Source organism: Streptomyces sp. NPDC058001 (genome assembly GCF_042886315.1).
Lineage (GTDB): Bacteria > Actinomycetota > Actinomycetes > Streptomycetales > Streptomycetaceae > Streptomyces.
The window spans coordinates 67,588-88,251 of sequence record NZ_JBHVQT010000013.1; the positions used below are offsets into that span (position 1 = coordinate 67,588).

The 20,664-nt window shown below is 68.6% G+C and carries 20 protein-coding genes; 1 reads left to right on the forward strand and 19 read right to left on the reverse strand.

Annotated features, from left to right (window positions below; genetic code table 11):
• Nucleotides 1-34: 34 nt before the first annotated feature.
• The gene (locus tag ACFVT5_RS30390; protein WP_389894593.1) at nucleotides 35-1,858 is read left to right on the forward strand and encodes a glycosyl hydrolase family 18 protein; all 1,824 of its coding nucleotides are present in this window, start codon (nucleotides 35-37) and stop codon (nucleotides 1,856-1,858) included.
• A gap of 125 nt (nucleotides 1,859-1,983) precedes the next feature.
• Here ACFVT5_RS30390 and ACFVT5_RS30395 read toward each other — a convergent pair whose 3' ends face one another.
• The 19 genes from ACFVT5_RS30395 to ACFVT5_RS30485 all read right to left on the reverse strand — a co-directional run bounded on the left by ACFVT5_RS30395 (nucleotide 1,984) and on the right by ACFVT5_RS30485 (nucleotide 20,591).
• Complete coding sequence (locus ACFVT5_RS30395) at nucleotides 1,984-2,448, reverse strand: DUF2550 domain-containing protein (RefSeq protein ID WP_389895028.1); 465 nt, start codon at nucleotides 2,446-2,448, stop codon at nucleotides 1,984-1,986.
• A gap of 130 nt (nucleotides 2,449-2,578) precedes the next feature.
• Nucleotides 2,579-2,953, reverse strand: a complete 375-nt coding sequence (locus ACFVT5_RS30400) for a F0F1 ATP synthase subunit epsilon (protein WP_389894595.1) — start codon at nucleotides 2,951-2,953, stop codon at nucleotides 2,579-2,581.
• Nucleotides 2,954-3,064: 111 nt separating this feature from the next.
• Nucleotides 3,065-4,507: a F0F1 ATP synthase subunit beta gene (gene atpD, locus ACFVT5_RS30405; protein ID WP_389894597.1), complete on the reverse strand. Its 1,443-nt coding sequence runs from the start codon at nucleotides 4,505-4,507 to the stop codon at nucleotides 3,065-3,067.
• Nucleotides 4,507-5,424 (reverse strand): F0F1 ATP synthase subunit gamma, encoded by a 918-nt coding sequence (locus ACFVT5_RS30410; RefSeq protein ID WP_389894599.1) that lies wholly within the window; start codon nucleotides 5,422-5,424, stop codon nucleotides 4,507-4,509. The genes atpD and ACFVT5_RS30410 overlap by 1 nt, the downstream gene beginning before the upstream one ends.
• 22 nt (nucleotides 5,425-5,446) lie before the next feature.
• Nucleotides 5,447-7,039 (reverse strand): F0F1 ATP synthase subunit alpha, encoded by a 1,593-nt coding sequence (atpA, locus tag ACFVT5_RS30415; protein ID WP_389894601.1) that lies wholly within the window; start codon nucleotides 7,037-7,039, stop codon nucleotides 5,447-5,449.
• Between the two features lie 132 nt (nucleotides 7,040-7,171).
• Complete coding sequence (locus ACFVT5_RS30420; RefSeq protein ID WP_389894602.1) at nucleotides 7,172-8,005, reverse strand: F0F1 ATP synthase subunit delta; 834 nt, start codon at nucleotides 8,003-8,005, stop codon at nucleotides 7,172-7,174.
• Nucleotides 8,002-8,544 carry a F0F1 ATP synthase subunit B gene (locus tag ACFVT5_RS30425; protein WP_389894604.1) on the reverse strand — a complete coding sequence of 181 codons (543 nt, stop codon included), beginning with the start codon at nucleotides 8,542-8,544 and terminating at the stop codon, nucleotides 8,002-8,004. The genes ACFVT5_RS30420 and ACFVT5_RS30425 overlap by 4 nt, the downstream gene beginning before the upstream one ends.
• Before the next feature lie 41 nt (nucleotides 8,545-8,585).
• Nucleotides 8,586-8,834 carry an ATP synthase F0 subunit C gene (gene atpE / locus ACFVT5_RS30430; protein WP_330313742.1) on the reverse strand — a complete coding sequence of 83 codons (249 nt, stop codon included), beginning with the start codon at nucleotides 8,832-8,834 and terminating at the stop codon, nucleotides 8,586-8,588.
• A 70-nt stretch (nucleotides 8,835-8,904) separates the two neighbouring features.
• Nucleotides 8,905-9,726 carry a F0F1 ATP synthase subunit A gene (gene atpB / locus ACFVT5_RS30435; protein ID WP_389894606.1) on the reverse strand — a complete coding sequence of 274 codons (822 nt, stop codon included), beginning with the start codon at nucleotides 9,724-9,726 and terminating at the stop codon, nucleotides 8,905-8,907.
• A gap of 225 nt (nucleotides 9,727-9,951) precedes the next feature.
• Nucleotides 9,952-10,389 (reverse strand): hypothetical protein, encoded by a 438-nt coding sequence (locus tag ACFVT5_RS30440; RefSeq protein WP_389894608.1) that lies wholly within the window; start codon nucleotides 10,387-10,389, stop codon nucleotides 9,952-9,954.
• A 251-nt stretch (nucleotides 10,390-10,640) separates the two neighbouring features.
• Entirely contained in the window at nucleotides 10,641-12,032 is a 1,392-nt protein-coding gene (locus tag ACFVT5_RS30445; RefSeq protein WP_389894610.1) for an MraY family glycosyltransferase, read from the reverse strand.
• A gap of 129 nt (nucleotides 12,033-12,161) precedes the next feature.
• Nucleotides 12,162-13,421, reverse strand: a complete 1,260-nt coding sequence (gene glyA / locus ACFVT5_RS30450) for a serine hydroxymethyltransferase (RefSeq protein ID WP_389894612.1) — start codon at nucleotides 13,419-13,421, stop codon at nucleotides 12,162-12,164.
• Between the two features lie 111 nt (nucleotides 13,422-13,532).
• On the reverse strand, nucleotides 13,533-14,204 hold the full coding sequence (locus ACFVT5_RS30455; RefSeq protein ID WP_389894614.1) for a protein-tyrosine-phosphatase: 672 nt from the start codon (nucleotides 14,202-14,204) through the stop codon (nucleotides 13,533-13,535).
• Nucleotides 14,201-14,848 carry an L-threonylcarbamoyladenylate synthase gene (locus ACFVT5_RS30460; RefSeq protein ID WP_389894616.1) on the reverse strand — a complete coding sequence of 216 codons (648 nt, stop codon included), beginning with the start codon at nucleotides 14,846-14,848 and terminating at the stop codon, nucleotides 14,201-14,203. The genes ACFVT5_RS30455 and ACFVT5_RS30460 overlap by 4 nt, the downstream gene beginning before the upstream one ends.
• Before the next feature lie 50 nt (nucleotides 14,849-14,898).
• The gene (gene prmC / locus ACFVT5_RS30465; RefSeq protein ID WP_389894618.1) at nucleotides 14,899-15,780 is read right to left on the reverse strand and encodes a peptide chain release factor N(5)-glutamine methyltransferase; all 882 of its coding nucleotides are present in this window, start codon (nucleotides 15,778-15,780) and stop codon (nucleotides 14,899-14,901) included.
• Nucleotides 15,781-15,947: 167 nt separating this feature from the next.
• Nucleotides 15,948-17,024: a peptide chain release factor 1 gene (prfA, locus tag ACFVT5_RS30470; protein ID WP_389894620.1), complete on the reverse strand. Its 1,077-nt coding sequence runs from the start codon at nucleotides 17,022-17,024 to the stop codon at nucleotides 15,948-15,950.
• Nucleotides 17,025-17,165: 141 nt separating this feature from the next.
• A complete protein-coding gene (gene rpmE / locus ACFVT5_RS30475) occupies nucleotides 17,166-17,390 on the reverse strand; it encodes a 50S ribosomal protein L31 (RefSeq protein WP_389894622.1) in 225 nt (74 codons plus the stop codon).
• Nucleotides 17,391-17,540: 150 nt separating this feature from the next.
• Nucleotides 17,541-18,665 (reverse strand): LCP family protein, encoded by a 1,125-nt coding sequence (locus tag ACFVT5_RS30480; RefSeq protein WP_389894624.1) that lies wholly within the window; start codon nucleotides 18,663-18,665, stop codon nucleotides 17,541-17,543.
• A 204-nt stretch (nucleotides 18,666-18,869) separates the two neighbouring features.
• Entirely contained in the window at nucleotides 18,870-20,591 is a 1,722-nt protein-coding gene (locus ACFVT5_RS30485) for a trypsin-like serine protease (protein ID WP_389894626.1), read from the reverse strand.
• Between the last annotated feature and the right edge of the window lie 73 nt (nucleotides 20,592-20,664).

Sequence of the window (20,664 nt, forward strand, 5' to 3'; positions counted from 1 at the left end):
GACCCCTCACCACCTCACAGCGAGGAGGCGCAGTATGCGCTTCAGACACAGAGCCGTCGCAGGGCTCGTCACCCTGCTGCTCCCACTGGCGGCCATGGTCGGGCTAGCGAGCCCGGCAGCAGCCGCCGACGCCACCGCCACCTATGCGAAGACGCAGGACTGGGGCACAGGCTTCGAAGGCAAGTGGACCGTCAAGAACACCGGCACCGCCTCGCTCAGCTCCTGGACCGTCGAGTGGGACTTCCCCGCCGGCACCGCCGTGACCTCCGGGTGGGACGCGGACATCACCAGCTCCGGGACCCACTGGACCGCCAAGAACAAGTCCTGGAACGGCACGCTCGCCCCCGGCGCGTCCATCTCCTTCGGCTTCAACGGGAGCGGCTCCGGCTCCCCCACCAACTGCAAGCTCAACGGTGCCTCCTGTGACGGTGGCCCGAGCGTGCCCGGCGACAACCCGCCGTCGGCGCCCGGCACCCCCACCGCGTCCGACATCACCAACACCTCGGTGAAGCTGTCGTGGACCGCGGCCACCGACGACAAGGGCATCAAGAACTACGACGTGCTGCGCGACGGCGCCAAGGTCTCCACCGTCACCGGCACCACCTACTCCGACTCCGGCCTCACCGCCGGCACCGACTACACGTACACCGTGCAGGCCCGCGACACCGCCGACCAGACCGGACCGGTCAGCGGCTCGGTCAAGGTCCGCACCACCGGCGGCGGCACCGACCCGGGCCCCGGCGGTAGCCAGGTCAAGCTGGGCTACTTCACCGAGTGGGGCGTCTACGGGCGCAACTACCACGTGAAGAACCTGGTCACCTCCGGCTCCGCCGCGAAGATCACCCACATCAACTACGCCTTCGGCAATGTCACCGGCGGCAAGTGCACCATCGGCGACGCCTACGCCGACTACGACAAGGCGTACACCGCCGACCAGTCCGTCGACGGTGTCGCCGACACCTGGGACCAGCCCCTGCGCGGCAACTTCAACCAGCTGCGCAAGCTGAAGGCCAAGTACCCGAACATCAAGATCCTCTGGTCGTTCGGCGGCTGGACCTGGTCCGGCGGCTTCGGCCAGGCCGCGCAGAACCCGGCCGCCTTCGCGCAGTCCTGCTACGACCTGGTCGAGGACCCGCGCTGGGCCGATGTCTTCGACGGCATCGACATCGACTGGGAGTACCCGAACGCCTGCGGTCTGTCCTGCGACACCAGTGGCCCCGCGGCCTACAAGAACCTGATGTCCGCACTGCGCACCAAGTTCGGCTCGAACTACCTCGTCACCTCGGCCGTCACCGCCGACGCCACGGCCGGCGGCAAGATCGACGCCGCCGACTACGCGGGCGCCGCGCAGTACCTCGACTGGTACAACGTGATGTCGTACGACTTCTTCGGCGCGTGGGCGGCGCAGGGTCCGACGGCCCCGCACTCCCCGCTCACCTCCTACAGCGGCATCCCGACACCGGGCTTCACCACGGCGGACGCCATCGCCAAGTTCAAGGCGAAGGGCGTACCCGCGAAGAAACTGCTCATCGGCATCGGCTTCTACGGCCGGGGCTGGACGGGCGTCACCCAGGACGCACCGGGCGGCACGGCCACCGGACCCGCCGCGGGCACCTACGAACAGGGCATCGAGGACTACAAGGTCCTCAAGAACACCTGCCCCGCCACCGGCACCGTCGCGGGCACCGCGTACGCCAAGTGCGGCAGCAACTGGTGGAGTTACGACACCCCGGCCACCATCGGCTCCAAGATGGCCTGGGCCAAGGGCCAGAGCCTGGGAGGCGCCTTCTTCTGGGAGTTCAGCGGCGACACGAGCAACGGTGAACTCGTAAGCGCCATCAATACCGGCCTCGGATAACCCCCACCCGGCCGGACCGGAAACGAAGCCGGGGAGACAGGAACGCCCCCTGTCTCCCCGGCTTCTTCATGCGTGCGGGACCCAAGGCTCTCGCCCGGTCACTTTCTCGTGTCACATGACAAGCGTCAGGCGACGTTCACCCGTTGGCCGGGCGGTGCCGCCTCCAGCCAGGCCAGGAAACCGGTCAGTGCGTCCTCGCTCATCGCCAGCTCAAGGCGCGTGCCCTGGTGCAGACACGCCAGGACGGTGGCGTCGGAGAGAAGCGCCAACTCCTCCTCGCCCTCGGGAGCGCGGCGCCCGGCCACCTCGATGGCGGAGCGCTCCAGGACACGGCGCGGCCGGGGCGCGTACGAGAAGACCCGGAACCACTCGATCCGGTCACCGTTGTAGCGGGCGATGCCGTACCCCCAGCCCTTGCCCGCGGTGTCCTCGCCGTCCCGCCCCGGGTGCTCGGGGGCGTTCCAGCGCAGGGAGCAGTCGAAGGTGCCCCCGGACCGCTGGATCAGCCGCCGGCGCAGCCCGAAGACGAAGAGCCCGACCACAACCAGCGCGACTACCGCGATACCACAGACAAGCAGGGCGAGGATCATCGGCACGACCTCCTCGCTCAATTCGGTAACGGAACAGCAAACTTGATCCCGCATCACCTCAGCCGCGACCCGGTCTGGAGAGGTTCTCCAGTCCGGGCCGCGGCTGAGTCAGTACTCCACTACGCCAGGTTCAGCGCACCGCCACCGCACGCAGCCGGACATCGGCGCGCCGCTCGGCGGAGGCGTCCGCCTCCGCCTGGGCACGCTCAAGGGCCCGCTCCGCACGCCGGACATCGATCTCGTCCGACAGCTCGGCGATCTCGGCAAGCAGCGACAGCTTGTTGTCGGCGAACGAGATGAAACCGCCGTGCGCCGCGACGACGATCGTGTCACCGTCACTCGTACGGATGGTCACCGGGCCCGACTCCAGCACACCGAGCAGCGGCTGGTGACCGGGCATGACGCCGATGTCGCCGGACGTGGTGCGCGCGACGACCAGGGTGGCCTCGCCGGACCAGACCTTACGGTCGGCGGCGACCAGCTCGACGTGCAGCTCAGCAGCCAAGGGTGGCTCCTCGGGTCACCACCCGGCACGGAAGCCGGGTGTTGGGTCAAATTCTACGGGGCGTACATGAGGGGGCGGGACACGCCCCACCCCCTCATGGTGAGCACGGGGTCAGGAGACGCCCAGCTCCTTGGCGTTGGCCTTCAGGTCCTCGATGCCACCGCACATGAAGAACGCCTGCTCGGGGAAGTGGTCGTACTCCCCGTCACAGATCGAGTTGAACGCGGCGATGGACTCGTCCAGCGGCACGTCCGAACCGTCCACACCGGTGAACTGCTTCGCCGCGTGGGTGTTCTGGGACAGGAACCGCTCGACGCGCCGGGCACGCTGGACGACGAGCTTGTCCTCCTCGCCCAGTTCGTCGATACCGAGGATCGCGATGATGTCCTGGAGGTCCTTGTACTTCTGCAGGATCGTCTTGACGCGCATGGCGGCGTCGTAGTGGTCCTGCGCGATGTAGCGGGGGTCCAGGATGCGGGACGTGGAGTCCAGCGGGTCCACGGCCGGGTAGATGCCCTTCTCCGAGATCGGCCGGGAGAGCACCGTCGTCGCGTCGAGGTGGGCGAAGGTGGTGGCCGGGGCCGGGTCGGTCAGGTCGTCCGCGGGGACGTAGATCGCCTGCATCGAGGTGATCGAGTGACCACGGGTCGAGGTGATGCGCTCCTGGAGGAGACCCATCTCGTCGGCCAGGTTCGGCTGGTAACCCACCGCGGAGGGCATCCGGCCGAGCAGCGTCGAGACCTCGGAACCGGCCTGCGTGAAGCGGAAGATGTTGTCGATGAAGAACAGCACGTCCTGCTTCTGCACATCGCGGAAGTACTCCGCCATGGTCAGACCGGCGAGGGCGACGCGCAGACGGGTGCCCGGGGGCTCGTCCATCTGACCGAAGACCAGCGCGGTCTTGTCCAGAACGCCGGACTCTTCCATCTCGTCGATGAGGTCGTTGCCCTCACGCGTACGCTCGCCGACACCCGCGAAGACGGAGACGCCCTCGTGGAGGTTGGCGACACGCATGATCATTTCCTGGATCAGCACGGTCTTGCCGACACCGGCACCACCGAACAGACCGATCTTGCCGCCCTTGACGTACGGGGTCAGCAGGTCGACGACCTTCAGACCGGTCTCGAACATCTCGGTCTTCGACTCAAGCTGGTCGAAGGCCGGGGCCGTACGGTGGATCGGCCAGCGCTCACCGACGTTGGCGTTCTCCTCGGGGTGGTTGAGCACCTCGCCGAGGGTGTTGAACACCTTGCCCTTGGTGAAGTCGCCGACGGGCACCGTGATGCCCGAGCCGGTGTTCGTGACCGGCGCCTGGCGGACCAGGCCGTCGGTGGGCTGCATCGAGATGGAGCGCACGATGCCGTCACCGAGGTGCTGGGCGACCTCAAGCGTCAGCGTCTTCTTCTGGCCCTCGTTCGCCGGGTCGGCGACCTCTACATGGAGGGCGTTGTAGATCTCCGGCATCGCGTCGACGGGGAACTCCACGTCGACGACCGGGCCGATGACCCGGGCGACGCGGCCCGTGGCAACGGCCGTCTCAACTGTCGTCGTCATTACCTGTCACTCCCCGCGGTCGCGTCGGCCAGGGCTGCGGTGCCGCCGACGATCTCGCTGATTTCCTGGGTGATTTCGGCCTGTCGGGCCGCGTTGGCAAGTCGGGAGAGCGTGTTGATCAGCTCACCCGCGTTGTCGGTGGCCGACTTCATCGCGCGACGCGTGGCGGCGTGCTTGGAAGCGGCCGACTGGAGCATCGCGTTGTAGATCCGGCTCTCGACGTACCGCGGCAGCAGGGCGTCGAGGACGTCCTCGGCCGACGGCTCGAAGTCGTACAGCGGAAGGATCTCGCCCTTGGTGGGCGCCTCGTCCGCGACCTCGTCGAGACGCAGCGGAAGCAGCCGGCTGTCGACCGCGTTCTGCGTCATCATCGAGACGAACTCGGTGTAGACGATGTGGAGTTCGTCCACGCCGCCGTCCGCCGTCTCCTGCTCGATCGCCGCGATCAGCGGAGCCGAGACCACCTTCGCGTCCGCGTAGGTGGGCTCGTCGGTGAAGCCCGTCCACTGCTCCGTGATCGTGCGCTCACGGAAGTTGTAGTGGGCGACACCACGGCGGCCGACGATATAGACGACGACCTCCTTGCCCTCCGCCTCAAGGCGGGCGGTGAGCTGCTCCGCCGCCTTGATCGCGTTGGAGTTGAAGGCGCCGGCCAGTCCGCGGTCGCTCGTCAGGAGCAGCACCGCGGACCGGGTGGCCGTCTCGGCCTCCGTGGTCAGCGGGTGCTTGATGTTCGAGCCGGTCCCCACCGCCGTGACCGCGCGTGTCAGCTCGGTCGCGTAGGGCGTGGAGGCCACCACCTTGCGCTGCGCCTTGACGACGCGCGAGGCGGCGATCATCTCCATCGCCTTGGTGATCTTCTTGGTCGCGGTGACGGATCGGATGCGACGCTTGTAGACCCGGAGCTGGGCTCCCATGAGTCAGGTCCCTTCCTTTACGTCACTTGGCGGCCGTGGCCGGAGCGTCCTCGCCCAGAAGCTTGCCGTCCGAGGTCTCGAACTGCTTCTTGAACTCCGCGACGGCGTCGGCGATGGCGGTGATCGTGTCGTCCGACATCTTGCCGCCCTCCTTGATGGAGGTCATGAGGCCCTGCTCCTTGCGGTGCAGGTACTCAAGCAGCTCCTTCTCGAAGCGGCGGATGTCGACGACCGGTACCTCGTCCATCCTGCCGGTGGTACCGGCCCAGACGGAGACGACCTGGTCCTCGGTCGGCATCGGCTGGTACTGGGGCTGCTTGAGCAGCTCCACCATCCGCTGACCGCGCTCCAGCTGCGCCTTGGACGCCGAGTCCAGGTCGGAACCGAAGGCGGCGAACGCCTCCAGCTCACGGAACTGGGCGAGGTCCACGCGCAGTCGGCCCGAGACCTGGCGCATCGCCTTGTGCTGGGCGGAGCCACCGACACGGGAGACCGAGATACCGACGTTCAGCGCCGGGCGCTGGCCCGCGTTGAACAGGTCGGACTCCAGGAAGCACTGGCCGTCGGTGATGGAGATGACGTTGGTCGGGATGAACGCCGAGACGTCGTTCGCCTTGGTCTCGACGATCGGCAGACCGGTCATCGAGCCCTTGCCCATCTCGTCGGAGAGCTTGGCGCAGCGCTCCAGGAGCCGGGAGTGCAGGTAGAAGACGTCACCGGGGTACGCCTCACGGCCCGGCGGGCGGCGCAGCAGCAGGGACACGGCGCGGTAGGCGTCGGCCTGCTTCGAGAGGTCGTCGAAGATGATGAGGACGTGCTTGCCGTCGTACATCCACTCCTGGCCGATGGCCGAACCGGTGTACGGCGCCAGGTACTTGAAGCCGGCCGGGTCGGACGCCGGGGCGGCGACGATGGTCGTGTACTCCAGCGCGCCGGCCTCTTCCAGGGCGCCGCGTACGGACGCGATGGTGGAGCCCTTCTGGCCGATGGCGACGTAGATGCAGCGGACCTGCTTGTTCACGTCGCCCGAGCGCCAGTTGTCGCGCTGGTTGATGATCGTGTCGACGGCCAGGGCGGTCTTGCCGGTCTGGCGGTCACCGATGATCAGCTGGCGCTGGCCACGGCCGATCGGGGTCATCGCGTCGACGGCCTTGTAGCCGGTTTCCATGGGCTCGTGCACGGACTTGCGCTGCATGACCGTGGGGGCCTGCAGTTCAAGGGCGCGGCGGCCGGTGGTCTCGATCTCGCCGAGGCCGTCGATCGGGGTGCCGAGCGGGTCGACGACGCGACCGAGGTACCCGTCGCCCACCGCGACGGAGAGGACCTCTCCGGTACGGGTGACCGGCTGGCCCTCCTCGATGCCGCTGAACTCGCCGAGGACGATGGCACCGATCTCGCGCTCTTCGAGGTTGAGCGCGAGGCCGAGGGTGCCGTCCTCGAACTTCAGCAGTTCGTTGGCCATGGCCGAGGGAAGGCCCTCGACCTTCGCGATGCCGTCGCCGGCAAGGGTGACCGTACCGACCTCCTCGCGCGAGGCCGCGTCCGGCTTGTACGACTGGACAAAGTTCTCCAGCGCATCCCGGATCTCCTCCGGCCGGATCGTGAGCTCCGCCATCTGGGTTCCCTGCTCTCCTTGTTGGGCCCGAAGTTTCTTTGGGGGTCTGGGGTCAGCCCCCAGAAATCTTCTTGTACGGCCCAACCAGGGCCGTCGGTCGTACGTATTGAGTTGCTTGGCCGGTCGAGTTGCTCAGCCGGCCAGCCGGCGGCCCGCGTCCTCGATCCGGTCCGCGATGCTGCCGTTGATGATCTCGTCGCCGACCTGCACCCGGATCCCGCCGAGGACCTCGGGGTCCACGTCGAGGTTGAGGTGCATGGACCGGCCGTAGAGCTTCGCCAGGGCGGCGCCCAGACGCTGCTTCTGCTGATCACTCAGCGGTACGGCCGAGGTGACGACGGCGACCATCCGGTCGCGGCGCTCCGCGGCGAGCTTGGACAGGGACTCCAGTCCCCCCTCCAGGCTACGTCCTCGGGGCTGGGTCACGAGGCGGACGACGAGCCGGGTGGTCACGTCCTGGGCACGGCCGCCGAGCAGGGCGCTCAGCAGGTCGCTCTTGGCGGCGGTGGTCGCGGCGCGATCGGTGAGCGCGGCGCGCAGCCCGGTGTCCGACGTGACGATCCTGCCGAAGCGGAACAGTTCGTCCTCGACGTCGTCGAGCTTGCCCGCCTGCTGTGCCGAGGTGAGGTCGGCGACGGTCGCCAGCTCTTCCAGGGTGTCCACGAGGTCACGCGAACGCGACCAGCGGGAGCGGACCATGCCGGAGACCAGGTCGACGGCCGGGCCGCCCACCTGTCCGCCGAGCAGCCGGCCCGCGAGGTCCGCCTTGGCGTCGCCGGACTGCGCCGGGTCGGTCAGGACCCGACGCAGGGACACCTCGCGGCCCAGCAGTGCGGTGACGGAGGCCAGTTCGTCGGCCAGCGTCGCGGTGTCCACGGACGTGCTGTCCGTGAGCGCGTCGAGACGCTCCTTCGCCGCCGCCTGGGCCTCGCGGCTCGCGCCGCGTACCGATGTGTCCGACGTCACCGGGCCGCCTCGGCCTTCACGTCGAGTTCATCGAGGAACCGGTCGATGGTGCGGCTCTGCCGGGCGTGGTCCTCCAGGGACTCGCCGACGAGCTTGCCGGCCAGTTCGGTGGCCAGCTGGCCCACGTCCTGGCGCAGCGCCTGAGCCGCGGCCTTGCGGTCGGCCTCGATCTGGGTGTGACCGGCGGAGACGATCTCGTCGCGCTGCCGCTGGCCTTCCGCGCGCATCTCGGCGATGAGCGCGGCGCCCTGCTCCTGCGCGTCCTGACGCAGACGCGCGGCCTCGTGGCGGGCCTCGGCGAGCTGAGCCTTGTACTGCTCAAGCACGCTCTGGGCCTCGGTCTTGGCTTCCTCGGCCTTCTCCATCCCGCCCTCGATGGCCTCGCGACGCTCGTCCAGAACCTTGTTGATGTTCGGGAGGAGCTTCTTGGCGAGGAAGCCGAAGACGATGACGAAGGCGATCAGGCCGATGACGAGCTCGGGAATCGGCGGGATGAGAGGGTTCTCGGTCTCAGCCGCCAGCTGAACCAGGGGGCTCATATCAGTGCCTTTCGTCGAAAGGGGCGGTCCGACGGATCCGGTCAGGCGGTCGGGTAGACGAACGGCATGACCAGACCGATCAGAGCGAGCGCCTCACAGAAGGCGAAGCCGAGGATCTGGTTGGCGCGGATCAGGCCGGCCGCTTCGGGCTGGCGGGCGAGCGCCTGGGTGCCGTTACCGAAGATGATGCCGATGCCGACGCCCGGGCCGATCGCGGCGAGGCCGTAACCGATGGATCCGAGGTTGCCCTTGATCTCGACGCCGGCGGCAAGGGTCTGGAGAGCGGACATGCCGGTTCTTCCTTCTCTTTCAATGAGCCGGTGGGGGTTGGCCACCGGATGTCTTGACGGTGCGGGTCGCTCAGTGGTGCTCGGCGAGCGCGCCCTGGATGTAGCTACAGGTCAGCAGGACGAAGACATATGCCTGCACGGCCTGGATGAAGAGTTCGAACACCGTCATCACGATGACCATCACGAACGAGACACCGGCGTACGCGATGCCGATCCCGTTCAGCATGTACCAACTGGCGATCGTGAAGAGCAGCAGCAGGGTGTGACCGGCGAACATGTTCGCGAAGAGTCGCACGGCGTGAGTGAAGGGCCGCACGAGGAGGTTCGAGAACACCTCGATCGTCATCGACAGCGGGAGGACCGCGCCGAGCGTCTTGTCGTAGCCGCTGATGTTCTTCCAGGCGCCGACGAAGCCCTGGCGCTTGAAGGTCAGCGAGACCCAGAGGATGTAGACGATGCCGGCCAGGACCGCGGGGTACGCGATGATCGAAGTCACCGGGAACTGTGCCACCGGGATGATCGACCAGACGTTCATCATCCAGACGAAGAAGAACAGGGCGACGACGAGCGGGACGTACTTCTCGCCTTCCTTCCTGCCGATCGTCTCGTAGACGATGCCGCGCCGGACGAAGTCGTAGCCCGCCTCGGCGACCATCTGGAGCTTGCCGGGAACGACCTTGGGCTTGCGGAAAGCAGCCCAGAAGAAGCCGACGATGATGATCGAGCCGAGCAGCGCGAGGAGCATCGGCTTGTTGAAGTACACGTTGCTGTTCGCGTCACCCCCCAGGGGCTCGAACAGGAACGAATGCAGGCCGGGAGCCGGGAAGCCACAGCCGTCGAAGATGTGGCAGTCGGTCTCGAAGGCGAGCACCTGCGTCGGGTCAGCACTCACCGCGGGCTCCTTCAGCGTGGCGCATGGGTACGGCAACCTCGTTGTGTCGGCGCGGCGCGCAGCCGCGGTTCGGCACTGGACTGGTGTTACGGATGTGAGGGCGGCTGCTGGGCATCAAGCCTCGCGCTGGGGCAGGCGTCAGCTCGGATGCCCGCGCCCGCAGTGCCGCAGTTGGAACCGGACGATAGCAGGGTCCCGACCGTGCCCTTATCCCGGCCCTACCTCTCACGACGTGGACCCCGTCTTCTCGGCCCGGTCACCCTTCACCGAGTCGGGTTCGACGTAGAGGATCTTGGCCTTGAGATGGGCACGGGTCTGGGACGCGATCCAGGCGAGGGTCACGGCGACCAGAGTGATCGCGAAGGCCCTGGCGTTGAACAGCGTGGTGTTCTTGAAGATCGCGACGAAGACGAAAAGCAGCAGGATCTGAGTGGCGTAGAGCATCAGACCCATGGCTTGGAAAAGGTGCGGGAAGTTCTTGGCGGTCCGTTCAAGGACGACAAGTCCGATGCCCATGAACAGAATCACGATCACCGTCGCGACGACAGCTCCGAGCGCTCCTTTACCGCCGGCGACCACGGCGCTGATGACGGCGGCTAGTGCGCCGGCAGCGGCTGTGGGCACAGCGGCCTGAAGAAGGGTCCGGGCGTCATTGGACGGCATGGCGGCAGCTCCGCTTACTGGATGGGGGCAGGGTGTCGTCATGGACGAGCGTAAACCCGGAAAGTGAGTCGTCCTCGGGCCAACGGACCGTCGCACTAGGGTCCTTCGGCTCTGTCCCGGGATCTCGTGAACGGTATCACAAACTATTTGATGAGGTCTTTACCTCTGTAGTGTGCTGACTGTCACACGTGAGAGTTAACGCGCCCGTCTGTGCAGAACGGGGGCCAACTTGTCTGGTAATGGAGCCGTTTCTACCGCGAACGGGAGCCGATCGCGGTAGCGCCGTTGACGCCGTTCGCCCGGACCCCGTTCACCGAACCGTTCACCGACGGGGTGCCGTTCGTACCCGAACCGTTCACCGCACCGACTCCGTTGGAGACCGCGGCGCCGACGGCCGCCGTGACGGGTGTGTGCCGCTCGGCGGTCTCCTGGTCCGACTCCCCTTCGGCGGGGGCGAGTTCGGGCTCCAGATCGCCGCGCCTGCGGTACCGCGGCGGCACCAAACGATCAGCCCAGCGGGGGGCGCGCGGGGTGAAGCGGGGCAGCAGGAGCAGCACCAGGCCGACCGCGCTGAGCGCGACGACGGCGAGCACGATCCACATGGACGCCGAGTTCACCGAGTAGGCGAGGGCGCCGAAGGCGATCAGCGCCGACCAGAAGTACATGATCAGGACGGCCCGGCTGTGCGAGTGGCCGATCTCCAGGAGCCGGTGGTGGAGGTGGCCCCGGTCCGCCGCGAACGGCGACTGACCGCGCCAGGTGCGCCGCACGATCGCCAGGATCAGGTCGGCAGCCGGGACCGCGATGATCGTCAGCGGCAGGATCAGCGGGATGTAGACGGGCACCGTCTGGTGCACACCCTCACGCACCGATCCGGCGAACAGCGACATCGCGTCGGGGTCGACCTGGCCGGTGATCGAGATGGCGCCGGCGGCCAGGACCAGACCGATGAGCATGGAGCCCGAGTCGCCCATGAAGATCCGCGCGGGATGCATGTTGTGCGGCAGGAACCCCAGGCACATGCCCATCAGGATCGCCGAGAAGAGGGTCGCGGGGGCGGCGGCCTCCAGGCCGTAGCCGTACCAGATGCGGTAGGCGTACATGAAGAACGCCGTCGAGGCGATGCACACCATGCCGGCGGCGAGGCCGTCGAGGCCGTCCACGAAGTTCACGGCGTTGATGGTGATCACCACGAGCGCGACCGTGAGCAGGGTGCCCTGCCAGGAGGTCAGTGCCACCATGCCGACACCGGGGATGGGCAGCCACAGGATCGTCAGTCCCTGCATGACCATGACGCCCGCGGCGATCATCTGGCCGCCGAGCTTGATCAGCGCGTCGATCTCGAACTTGTCGTCGAGCACCCCGATCAGCCAGATCAGGGCGGCCCCGGAGAGCAGCGCCCGGGGTTCGTTCGACGTCTCGAAGACCTCGTTGAGGTTGGTCAGGTGGTCGGCGACCAGAAGCCCCGCGCACAGCCCGAAGAACATGGCGATGCCGCCGAGCCGCGGTGTCGGTTCCCGGTGCACGTCACGTGCTCTGATCTCGGGCATCGCGCCGGCCACGATCGCGAACTTCCGCACCGGCCCGGTCAGCAGATAGGTCACCGCGGCCGTGACGCAGAGCGTCAGCAGATATTCACGCACGGGCTTCCCCACAAGTCTCGCCGGCCATCTCAGCCCCACAGCCTAGCTTCGCGTGCATATGGTTGGGGACTTCCGGGTAGCGAGCATGGTTGCACGGGAAGCTGTCAGGCTTCGCGCGGCGGACCCGTCTTATGCGGGATACGGGGGAAATCTCACCGTGAGATCCCGCACTTCGGACCGTGCGGCCGTGCTGTCGGTCTCCTCCCGCAGCACCGCCGCGAGCAGCACCGCGATCCGGGCCATCTCCGCCTCGCCCATGCCCTGCGTGGTGACGGCGGCGGTGCCGAGCCGCAGACCACGGGGTGCGCCGGGGCCCGGGGTGCCGAGCGGAAGCCCGCAGGTGTCCAGGACGAACCCGGCGGCGGCGAGGCGCTCACGCGCCGCCCTGCCGTCCACACCGAGCGGCGCCGGGTCCACGGTCAGCAGATGAGTGTCCGTGCCGCCCGTGATCACCTCCAGGCCCTCGGTGGCCAGGCCCGCGGCGAGCACCCGCGCGTTGGCGACCACCTGATGCGCGTACGCCGCGAAGGCGGGGGTCGCCGCCTCACCGAACGCGACGGCCTTCGCGGCGATGGTGTGCATCTGCGCGCCACCCTGGGTGAACGGGAACACGGCCCGGTCGACCCGTTCCGCCAGCTCCGCCCGGCACAGCAGCATCCCGCCGCGCGGCCCGCGCAGCACCTTGTGCGTGGTCGCGCAGACGACATCGGCGTACGGCACCGGATTGGGCGCCGCTCCCCCGGCGACCAGGCCGATGGGGTGGGCGGCGTCCGCGATCAGATGAGCGCCCGCCTCGTCGGCGACGGCGCGGAAGGCCGCGTAGTCGATGTGCCGGGGGTAGGCGATGGATCCGCACACCACGGCCTTCGGGCGGCGGGCGCGGGCCAGCGCGCGTACCTCGTCGTAGTCGATGAGTCCCGTCTCCGGATCGACGCCGTAGCCGACGAAGTCGAACCAGCGGCCGGAGAAGTTCGCGGGCGAGCCATGGGTGAGGTGACCGCCGTACGGCAGGCCCATCGCGAGGACGGTGTCCCCGGGGCGCAGCAGTGCCGCGTAGGCCGCGAGGACGGCGGACGATCCGGAGTGCGACTGGACGTTCGCGTGGTCGGCGCCGAACAGTGCCTTGGCGCGGTCCACGGCGATCCGCTCGGCGACGTCGACGATCTCGCAGCCACCGTGGTGCCGGGCGCCGGGATAGCCCTCGGCGTACTTGTTGGCCAGCGGGGAGCCGAGGGCGGCGAGCACGGCGGGCGAGGTGAAGTTCTCCGCGGCGATCAGCTGAAGACAGGTCGCCTGCCGCTCGGCCTCACCGGCGAGAACAGCGGCCATCTCGGGGTCACCGGCAAGAACCGCGGCCATCTCGGGATCACCCCGCAGCACCACGTTCATATCACCCAATGTATCCCGATATGCCCGCATCACCGCCCGTATCACCGCCCCCCGCCTCCGCCCGCACAACCGCCCGCACCACCGCCCCCACCCGCTGTGAGCAGGTGAAGGCTACGTACGCGCGGGCGCCCCGGTCAGCGCGGTCACCACAGGGTCCAGGGCCTCATGGATCTCGTCCCCCACGGACCGGAAGAACGGCAGCGGCGCCCCGTACGGGTCGTACACCTCGTCCGCCTCGACACTGGGCGCGAGCAACCATCCGCGCAGCGCCGCGGCGGCCCGCACCAACGCCCGCGCCCGCTCCACCACCCCGTCCCCCAGCGGATCGGGCAGGGTCGCGGGATCTATGGCCCGGACCAGCCGCGTGAACTCCTTGAGCGTGAACGTCCGCAGCCCGGCCGAATGCCCCATGGAGATGACCTGCGCCCGGTGGTCCCGGGTCGCGGTCAGTACGAGGTCCGCCCGGATCACATGCTCGTCCAGCAGCTCCCGCCCCACGAACCCGGCGGCATCCGCGCCGAAGTCCGCGAGGACTGCCTCCGCGTTGGCCTCCATGGGCGCCCCCTCGTGCCCCCAGGTCCCGGCGCTCTCCACGACGACGCCACCGCCCAGCGGATCGCCGAGCCGGTCCGCCAGGGCATGCCGGGTCAGCCGCTCGGTGATCGGTGAGCGGCACACATTGCCGGTGCTGACGTGGAGGATGCGGAAGATGTTTCCGTGCCCGGTGTACTCGGTGTACCTACTGCCCCCGGTGCCTATGCCACGCCCCTGGGGCGCCGTCAATTGGCCACCTCAAGGTCGGGTACCACCTTGCGCAGCTCGTCCGCGTCGAGTGCCCCGGCACGCAGCAGCACCGGCACCTTGCGGGTGACGTCGACGATGGACGAGGGCACGATCCCCGGCGTCGGCCCGCCGTCCAGGTACACGGAGACCGAGTCGCCGAGCATGCCCTGCGCGGCGTCGCAGTCCTCGGGCGACGGGTGCCCGGTGAGGTTCGCCGACGAGACGGCCATCGGGCCGACCTCGGTGAGGAGTTCGATGGCGACGGGGTGCAGCGGCATCCGGATGGCGACGGTGCCGCGGGTGTCGCCGAGGTCCCACTGGAGGGACGGCTGGTGCCGGGCGACGAGGGTGAGGGCGCCGGGCCAGAACGCGTCGACGAGTTCCCAGGCCATCTCGGAGAAGTCGGTGACCAGTCCGTGCAGCGTGTTCGGGGAGCCGATGAGGACGGGCGTGGGCATGCTGCGGCCCCGGCCCTTGGCGTCCAGGAGGTCCGCGACGGCCTCGGAGCTGAACGCGTCGGCCCCGATGCCGTAGACGGTGTCCGTGGGCAGCACGACCAGTTCGCCGCGGCGGACGGCGGACGCGGCCTCGCGCAGACCCGTGGTGCGGTCCGTCGCGTCGTTGGTGTCGTATCGCCGTGCCATCTAGCGGTCCTCCTCGTGCGCGTACGGGGTCGGGGTGGGCGGCGGGGGCGTCACGGGAGCGCCTTGCGCGCGGTCGCGAAGCGGGGCCGCTTGTTGAGGTCGGGATGATCGGCCGCGTCGGCCCAGCCCGCCTCCTCGTTGAAGATCCACGGCACCTGACCGCCCTGGGTGTCGGCGTGTTCGACGACGACGATGCCACCGGGGCGGAGCAGACGGTGTGCGGTGCGTTCGAGTCCGCGGATGGTGTCGAGGCCGTCCTCGCCGGAGAACAGGGCGAGTTCGGGATCGTGGTCGCGGGCCTCGGGTGCGACGTACTCCCACTCGGTGAGCGGGATGTACGGCGGGTTGGAGATCACCAGGTCGACCTGGCCGCTGAGTTCGGGCAGGGCGCTGAGCGCGTCGCCCTGGTGCACGGTGACCCGGGAGCCCTCGGCGTTCTTACGGGTCCACACGAGCGCGTCCTCGGACAGCTCGACGGCGTGCACCCGGGAGCGGGGCACCTCCTGGGCCATGGCGAGCGCGATGGCGCCGGAGCCGCTGCACAGGTCCACGATGAGCGGTTCCACGACGTCCATGGCGCGTACGGCGTCTATGGCCCACCCGACGACCGACTCGGTCTCCGGGCGGGGCACGAACACACCGGGCCCGACCTGGAGTTCCAGATACCGGAAGAACGCGCGCCCGGTGATGTGCTGGAGCGGTTCGCGGGCCTCACGGCGGGCGATGGTCTCCCAGTAACGGGCGTCGAAATCCACGTCCTTGACGGTGTGCAGCTCGCCCCGCTTGACGCCGTGCACGAACGCGGCGAGTTCCTCGGCGTCGTTGCGCGGCGAGGGCACGCCTGCGTCGGCCAGTCGCTGGGTGGCCTGGGCCACTTCAGCGAGCAGCACGCTGCGGGGGTTCGGGGGTCGCCCCCCAAAATGTTGCTGCACGCCTGGTCCTCCGGGGCAGAGCTGGTTTCTGTTGTCGTGTATTGCGCCCCGCAGGGGCGGGGGTTGCGCCCCGTAAGGGGCGCGGGGCTGTTACATGTGCGGCTCCGCCGCGTGGGCGCGATCAGCCACAGCGGACCCGCAGCCGACCGACCACCCGTCCAGCGAAGCTAAGCCGCGGCGAGCTTGGCCGCGGAATCCGCGTCCACGCAAGCCTGGATCACCGCGTCGAGCTCACCGTCGAGCACCTGGTCCAAGTTGTACGCCTTGAATCCGACGCGGTGGTCCGAGATGCGGTTCTCCGGGAAGTTGTATGTACGGATCTTCTCGGATCGGTCGACTGTGCGGACCTGGCTGCGCCGGGCGTCCGCCGCCTCCTTCTCCGCCTCTTCCTGGGCCGCCGCGAGGAGCCTGGAGCGCAGGATACGCATCGCCTGCTCCTTGTTCTGCAACTGGCTCTTCTCGTTCTGGCAGGAAGCGACGACTCCGGTGGGCATGTGCGTGATGCGTACGGCGGAGTCCGTGGTGTTGACGGACTGCCCGCCGGGCCCCGACGACCGGTAGACGTCGATCCGCAGATCGTTGGGGTTGATCTCGACGTCGATCTCCTCGGCCTCCGGGGTCACCAGGACGCCGGCCGCGGAGGTGTGGATACGGCCCTGGGACTCGGTCGCCGGCACGCGCTGCACCCGGTGTACCCCGCCCTCGTACTTCAGGCGGGCCCAGACGCCCTGTCCCGGCTCGGTGGCACCCTGGCCGCCCTTGGTCTTCACGGCGACCTGGACGTCCTTGTAGCCGCCCAGCTCGGACTCGGTGGCGTCGATGATCTCGGTCTTCCAGCCGACGCGCTCGGCGTACCGCAGATACATGCGCAGCAGGTCGCCCGCGAACAGCGCCGACTCGTCGCCGCCCGCGCCCGCCTTGACCTCCAGGATGACGTCCTTGTCGTCGCTGGGGTCGCGCGGGACGAGCAGCAGCCGCAGCTTCTCGGTGAGGTCGTCGCGCTGCCGCTCCAGGTCCTTGACCTCGGCGACGAAGTCCGGGTCGTCCGCGGCGAACTCGCGGGCCGTCCCGATGTCGTCGCCGGTCCGCTTCCAGGAGCGGTACGCGGTGACGATCGGGGTCAGCTCCGCATAGCGCTTGTTCAGCTTGCGGGCGTTGGCCTGGTCGGCGTGGACCGCGGGGTCGGCGAGCCTTTTCTCCAGGTCGGCGTGTTCGCCGATGAGTTCCTCGACCGCCTCGAACATCTCCGGGCTCCTGATCTGCGTACGAAAGGGCTGGTGCGGTACAGGGGGGTGCCCCGGGCCCCCGGGGTGCGGGGGGAGCGACCAAAAACGCCGGTCCCGGTCCGCCCGGTGAGGGCGGCCGAGGACCGGCGCAGGGGCTCGCTACTTCTTGGAGCCGGCAGCAGCCTTGCCGAAGCGGGCCTCGAAGCGGGCCACGCGGCCACCGGTGTCGAGGATCTTCTGCTTGCCCGTGTAGAACGGGTGGCACTCGGAGCAGACCTCGGCGCGGACGGTGCCGGCCTGGATCGTGCTGCGGGTGGTGAACGAGGCGCCACAGGTGCAGCTGACCTGCGTCTCGACGTACTCGGGGTGGATGTCGCGCTTCAAGGGTGTCTCCTAGGTTCGGGAGGGCACCGGGTCGTCATCGCGGGATGCGGGACGTGAACCGGGGCCGACGTACCAGTCTGCCAGGACTGGCCGTATCCCCCAAAACCGGGGGGCGGGCGATTGTATTCCCGTGTGCGCCGGTGCGCGCCGTCAGGCTCCGGTCACCACCTGGCTCGCGTTGCCCTTGTCGCCCGCGGAGTCCTTCGTGGCGGAGGGCGGGATGGGCTGGTCGGCCTTGAGGGCGTTCCAGACCTGCGCGTCCTGCTGCTCCATGGGCACGACGCGATTGGGGTCCACCGTGTCGTACCGCACGGGGAGCGTGACCATGGTCATGTCCTGGGATTCGATCTTCGACAGGCCGCCGGCGAAGCCCGCGAGCTGCTTGACCGAGTCGAGGTCGGAGTCGGTGGTGACGGTGCTGGTGGCGGTGTCGGCGAGGTCGTAGAGCTTCTTGGGGTCGGTGAAGACGCCGACGTCCTTGATCTGCTTCATGAGGGCCTTGATGAACGCCTGCTGGAGCTGGATACGGCCGAGGTCGCTGCCGTCGCCCACGCCGTGGCGGGTGCGGACCAGGCCGAGGGACTCCTCGCCGTTGAGCGTGTGGGTGCCGGGCTTCAGGTCGAGGTGGCTCTTGGGGTCGTTGATGGCCTGACTTGTGGTGATGGGTACGCCACCGAGGGTGTCGATGAGCTTCTTGAAGCCCGTGAAGTCGACCTCGATGTAGTGGTCCATGCGGATGCCGGACATCTCCTCGACGGTCTTGACCGCGCAGGCGGGGCCGCCGACCTCGTACGCCGTGTTGAACATCTCGCGGGTGCCGCCCGGCACGGTCTTGCCCTTGTCGTCCGTGCAGTCCGGCCGGGTGATGAGGGTGTCGCGGGGTATGGAGACGACGCTGGCCTTCTTGTGGCCCTTGTAGACGTGGATGACCATCGCGGTGTCGGAGCGTGCGCCGCCCGTGTCCCCGCCGTACTCGGCGTTGGCGCCGGAACGGGAGTCGGAGCCGAGGACGAGGATGTCCATGGAGCCGTTGTTCACGTTCTTCGGCCGGTTGGTGCCCAGGGCGGCGTTGATGTCGATGCCCTTGATGTTGCCGTTGAGCTTGAAGTACACGTACCCGAGCCCTGAGCCGCCGACGACGATGAGCGCCGCCGCGGTCCAGGCCGTGATCAGCAGGGCCTTACGGCGCTTGCTGCGCGGCTTGCGACGCCTCCCCCTGCCCCGGGGTGCGGGATCGGGTGTGGTGCCGGGCTTGGTCTCGTCGGACTCCGACATGGGCTCCTCGGTCCTCGTGCGGTCGGCTCTCCCTGCCTTCAGGGTCGGGCTTGCGGTGCGACATCGCTTCCGGACAGTGGTTCGTCCTTGGGTCAGACGCACGGCCGCCCAGCAGCGTTCCATAACGCGCTGTGACCATCCTGTGAAAGGATGGTCACAGCGCGTCGCCACGTGGAGCGAGGGCATCCGCCCTCACCTGCGGTTTCAGCCGAAGATGTTGTACTGCTGGTAGCCGGTACCGATCTTTATGCGTGTGGCGAAGATCTCTCCGGACGCCTTTCCTGTGCCCGGGTAGAGATACAGCGTGCCGCCGGGGGTGCGGGCCACGAAGTCGGCCTTGCCGTCGCCGGTGACGTCACCCGGTGCCGCGAACGCGTTGTACCCGTCCCAGGTGCGGACCTGGAGGCCCTTGTCGAAGGGTGCGGACGCCTTGCCGGTGCCCTTGAGGAGGTAGACCTTGCCGCCGCTGCCCCGGGCGATCAGGTCGGTGCGGCCGTCGCCTGTGAAGTCGCCATGGCCGCGCAGCGAGTTGTAGACCTGGTAGCCCTTTCCGGCGGTGACGCGGGCGCCGAAGGTGCCGTCGCCGTTGCCCGGGTAGACGTAGAGCGTGCCGCCGGAGGTCACCGAGAGCAGATCGGGGAAGCGGTCTCCGGTGACATCACCGGGCGCGACGATGAACTTCCGCGTCCTCCAGTCGCTCGCGATCTTCGTGTCCTTGTACGTCGCGCTCGACGCGGTGCGGTGCCGCCAGAAGACGGCGCCGTCGGACTTCCGCCGGATGATGAAGTCCTGGTACCCGTCACGGTTGAGATCCGTCTGGAGTACGAGGTTGTACGCGCTCCAGGAGCCCGTCATCGACTTGCGGGCGGCGAATCCGTTACCGGTCGACTCCTTGACGTATCCCTTGCCGCCGGAGGCCGCGCGGACGAAGAGGTCGGCCTTGCCGTTGCGGCTGAGGTCGGTGTCGTCGATCCGGGGGCGGACCTTGGACTCGTAGGTGGAGACCTTCGTGAACGCCTCGTAGGTGCCCGAGACGTTGCACACCTGGTTGCCCATGCTGATGCCCCAGGACACCACGCCGACGACCTTGTTGTTGACGACGAGCGGGCCGCCGGAGTCGCCGGGGCAGGTCGTCTTGCCGGTGCTGTCGTCGCCGGTGCCGAGCTGGCCGGCGCAGATCATGGAGCCGTCGGCCGTGAAGAAGGGGTCCAGGTTCTCGGCGCAGGCGGCGTCCGAGTTCAGCGGCAGCGTCACCTTCTGGAGCTGGGCCGCTATCTCGGCGGTGTCCTGGTCCGAGCTGGTCAGACCCCAGCCGTAGGCGGTGGCCTTGGTGCCGGCCGCGTACAGCGCGCTGTCGGTGGGCCGGGCCAGTTCCAGCGTGGTCTGCGCGACGGGCTTGGCGAGGGTCAGCAGCGCGATGTCGTTGGTGAAGGTGTCCGGGTTGTACCCGTCGCGGACCCAGCTGCGGGTGACGTCGACGTACGTCGCGGAGTTCGGCTTGGTCACGCTGACGCTGGTGCCGACGGCGACGCGGCCGTTCTTGCCCCAGTCCTGCCGGTTGCCGTACTCGTCGTGCAGGCAGTGCGCGGCGGTGAGGACCTTGTTGGGTGCGACCAGGGTGCCGCCGCAGACGAAGTAGGCGCCGTACTGCGGGTCGTCGTAGACGAGTTGGACCATCCAGGATGCGGCGCTGTTGGAGCCGCCGATGATGCGCGGTGAGGCGCTGGGGCCCTCGGTGGAGGTGGCGGTGGTCGCGCCGGGCGGGGCCTTGACGACCTCGCCGGTGGGCGTGTCCGCGTCCGTCTCGCCGGCGTACGAGGTGACGGCGAAGAAGCCGCCACCGATCAGCGCGAGGACGGCAGCCGCCGCCGGGACGATCCGGTTGAACCGGCGTCTGTGCCGGCCTCCGGATGGAGTCGTTCGCATGTAATTCCCCCCACGTCCATGGTGTGTTCGAAGAGCCGCGATCGTACAACCCGACACCGACACCCCACCGCGC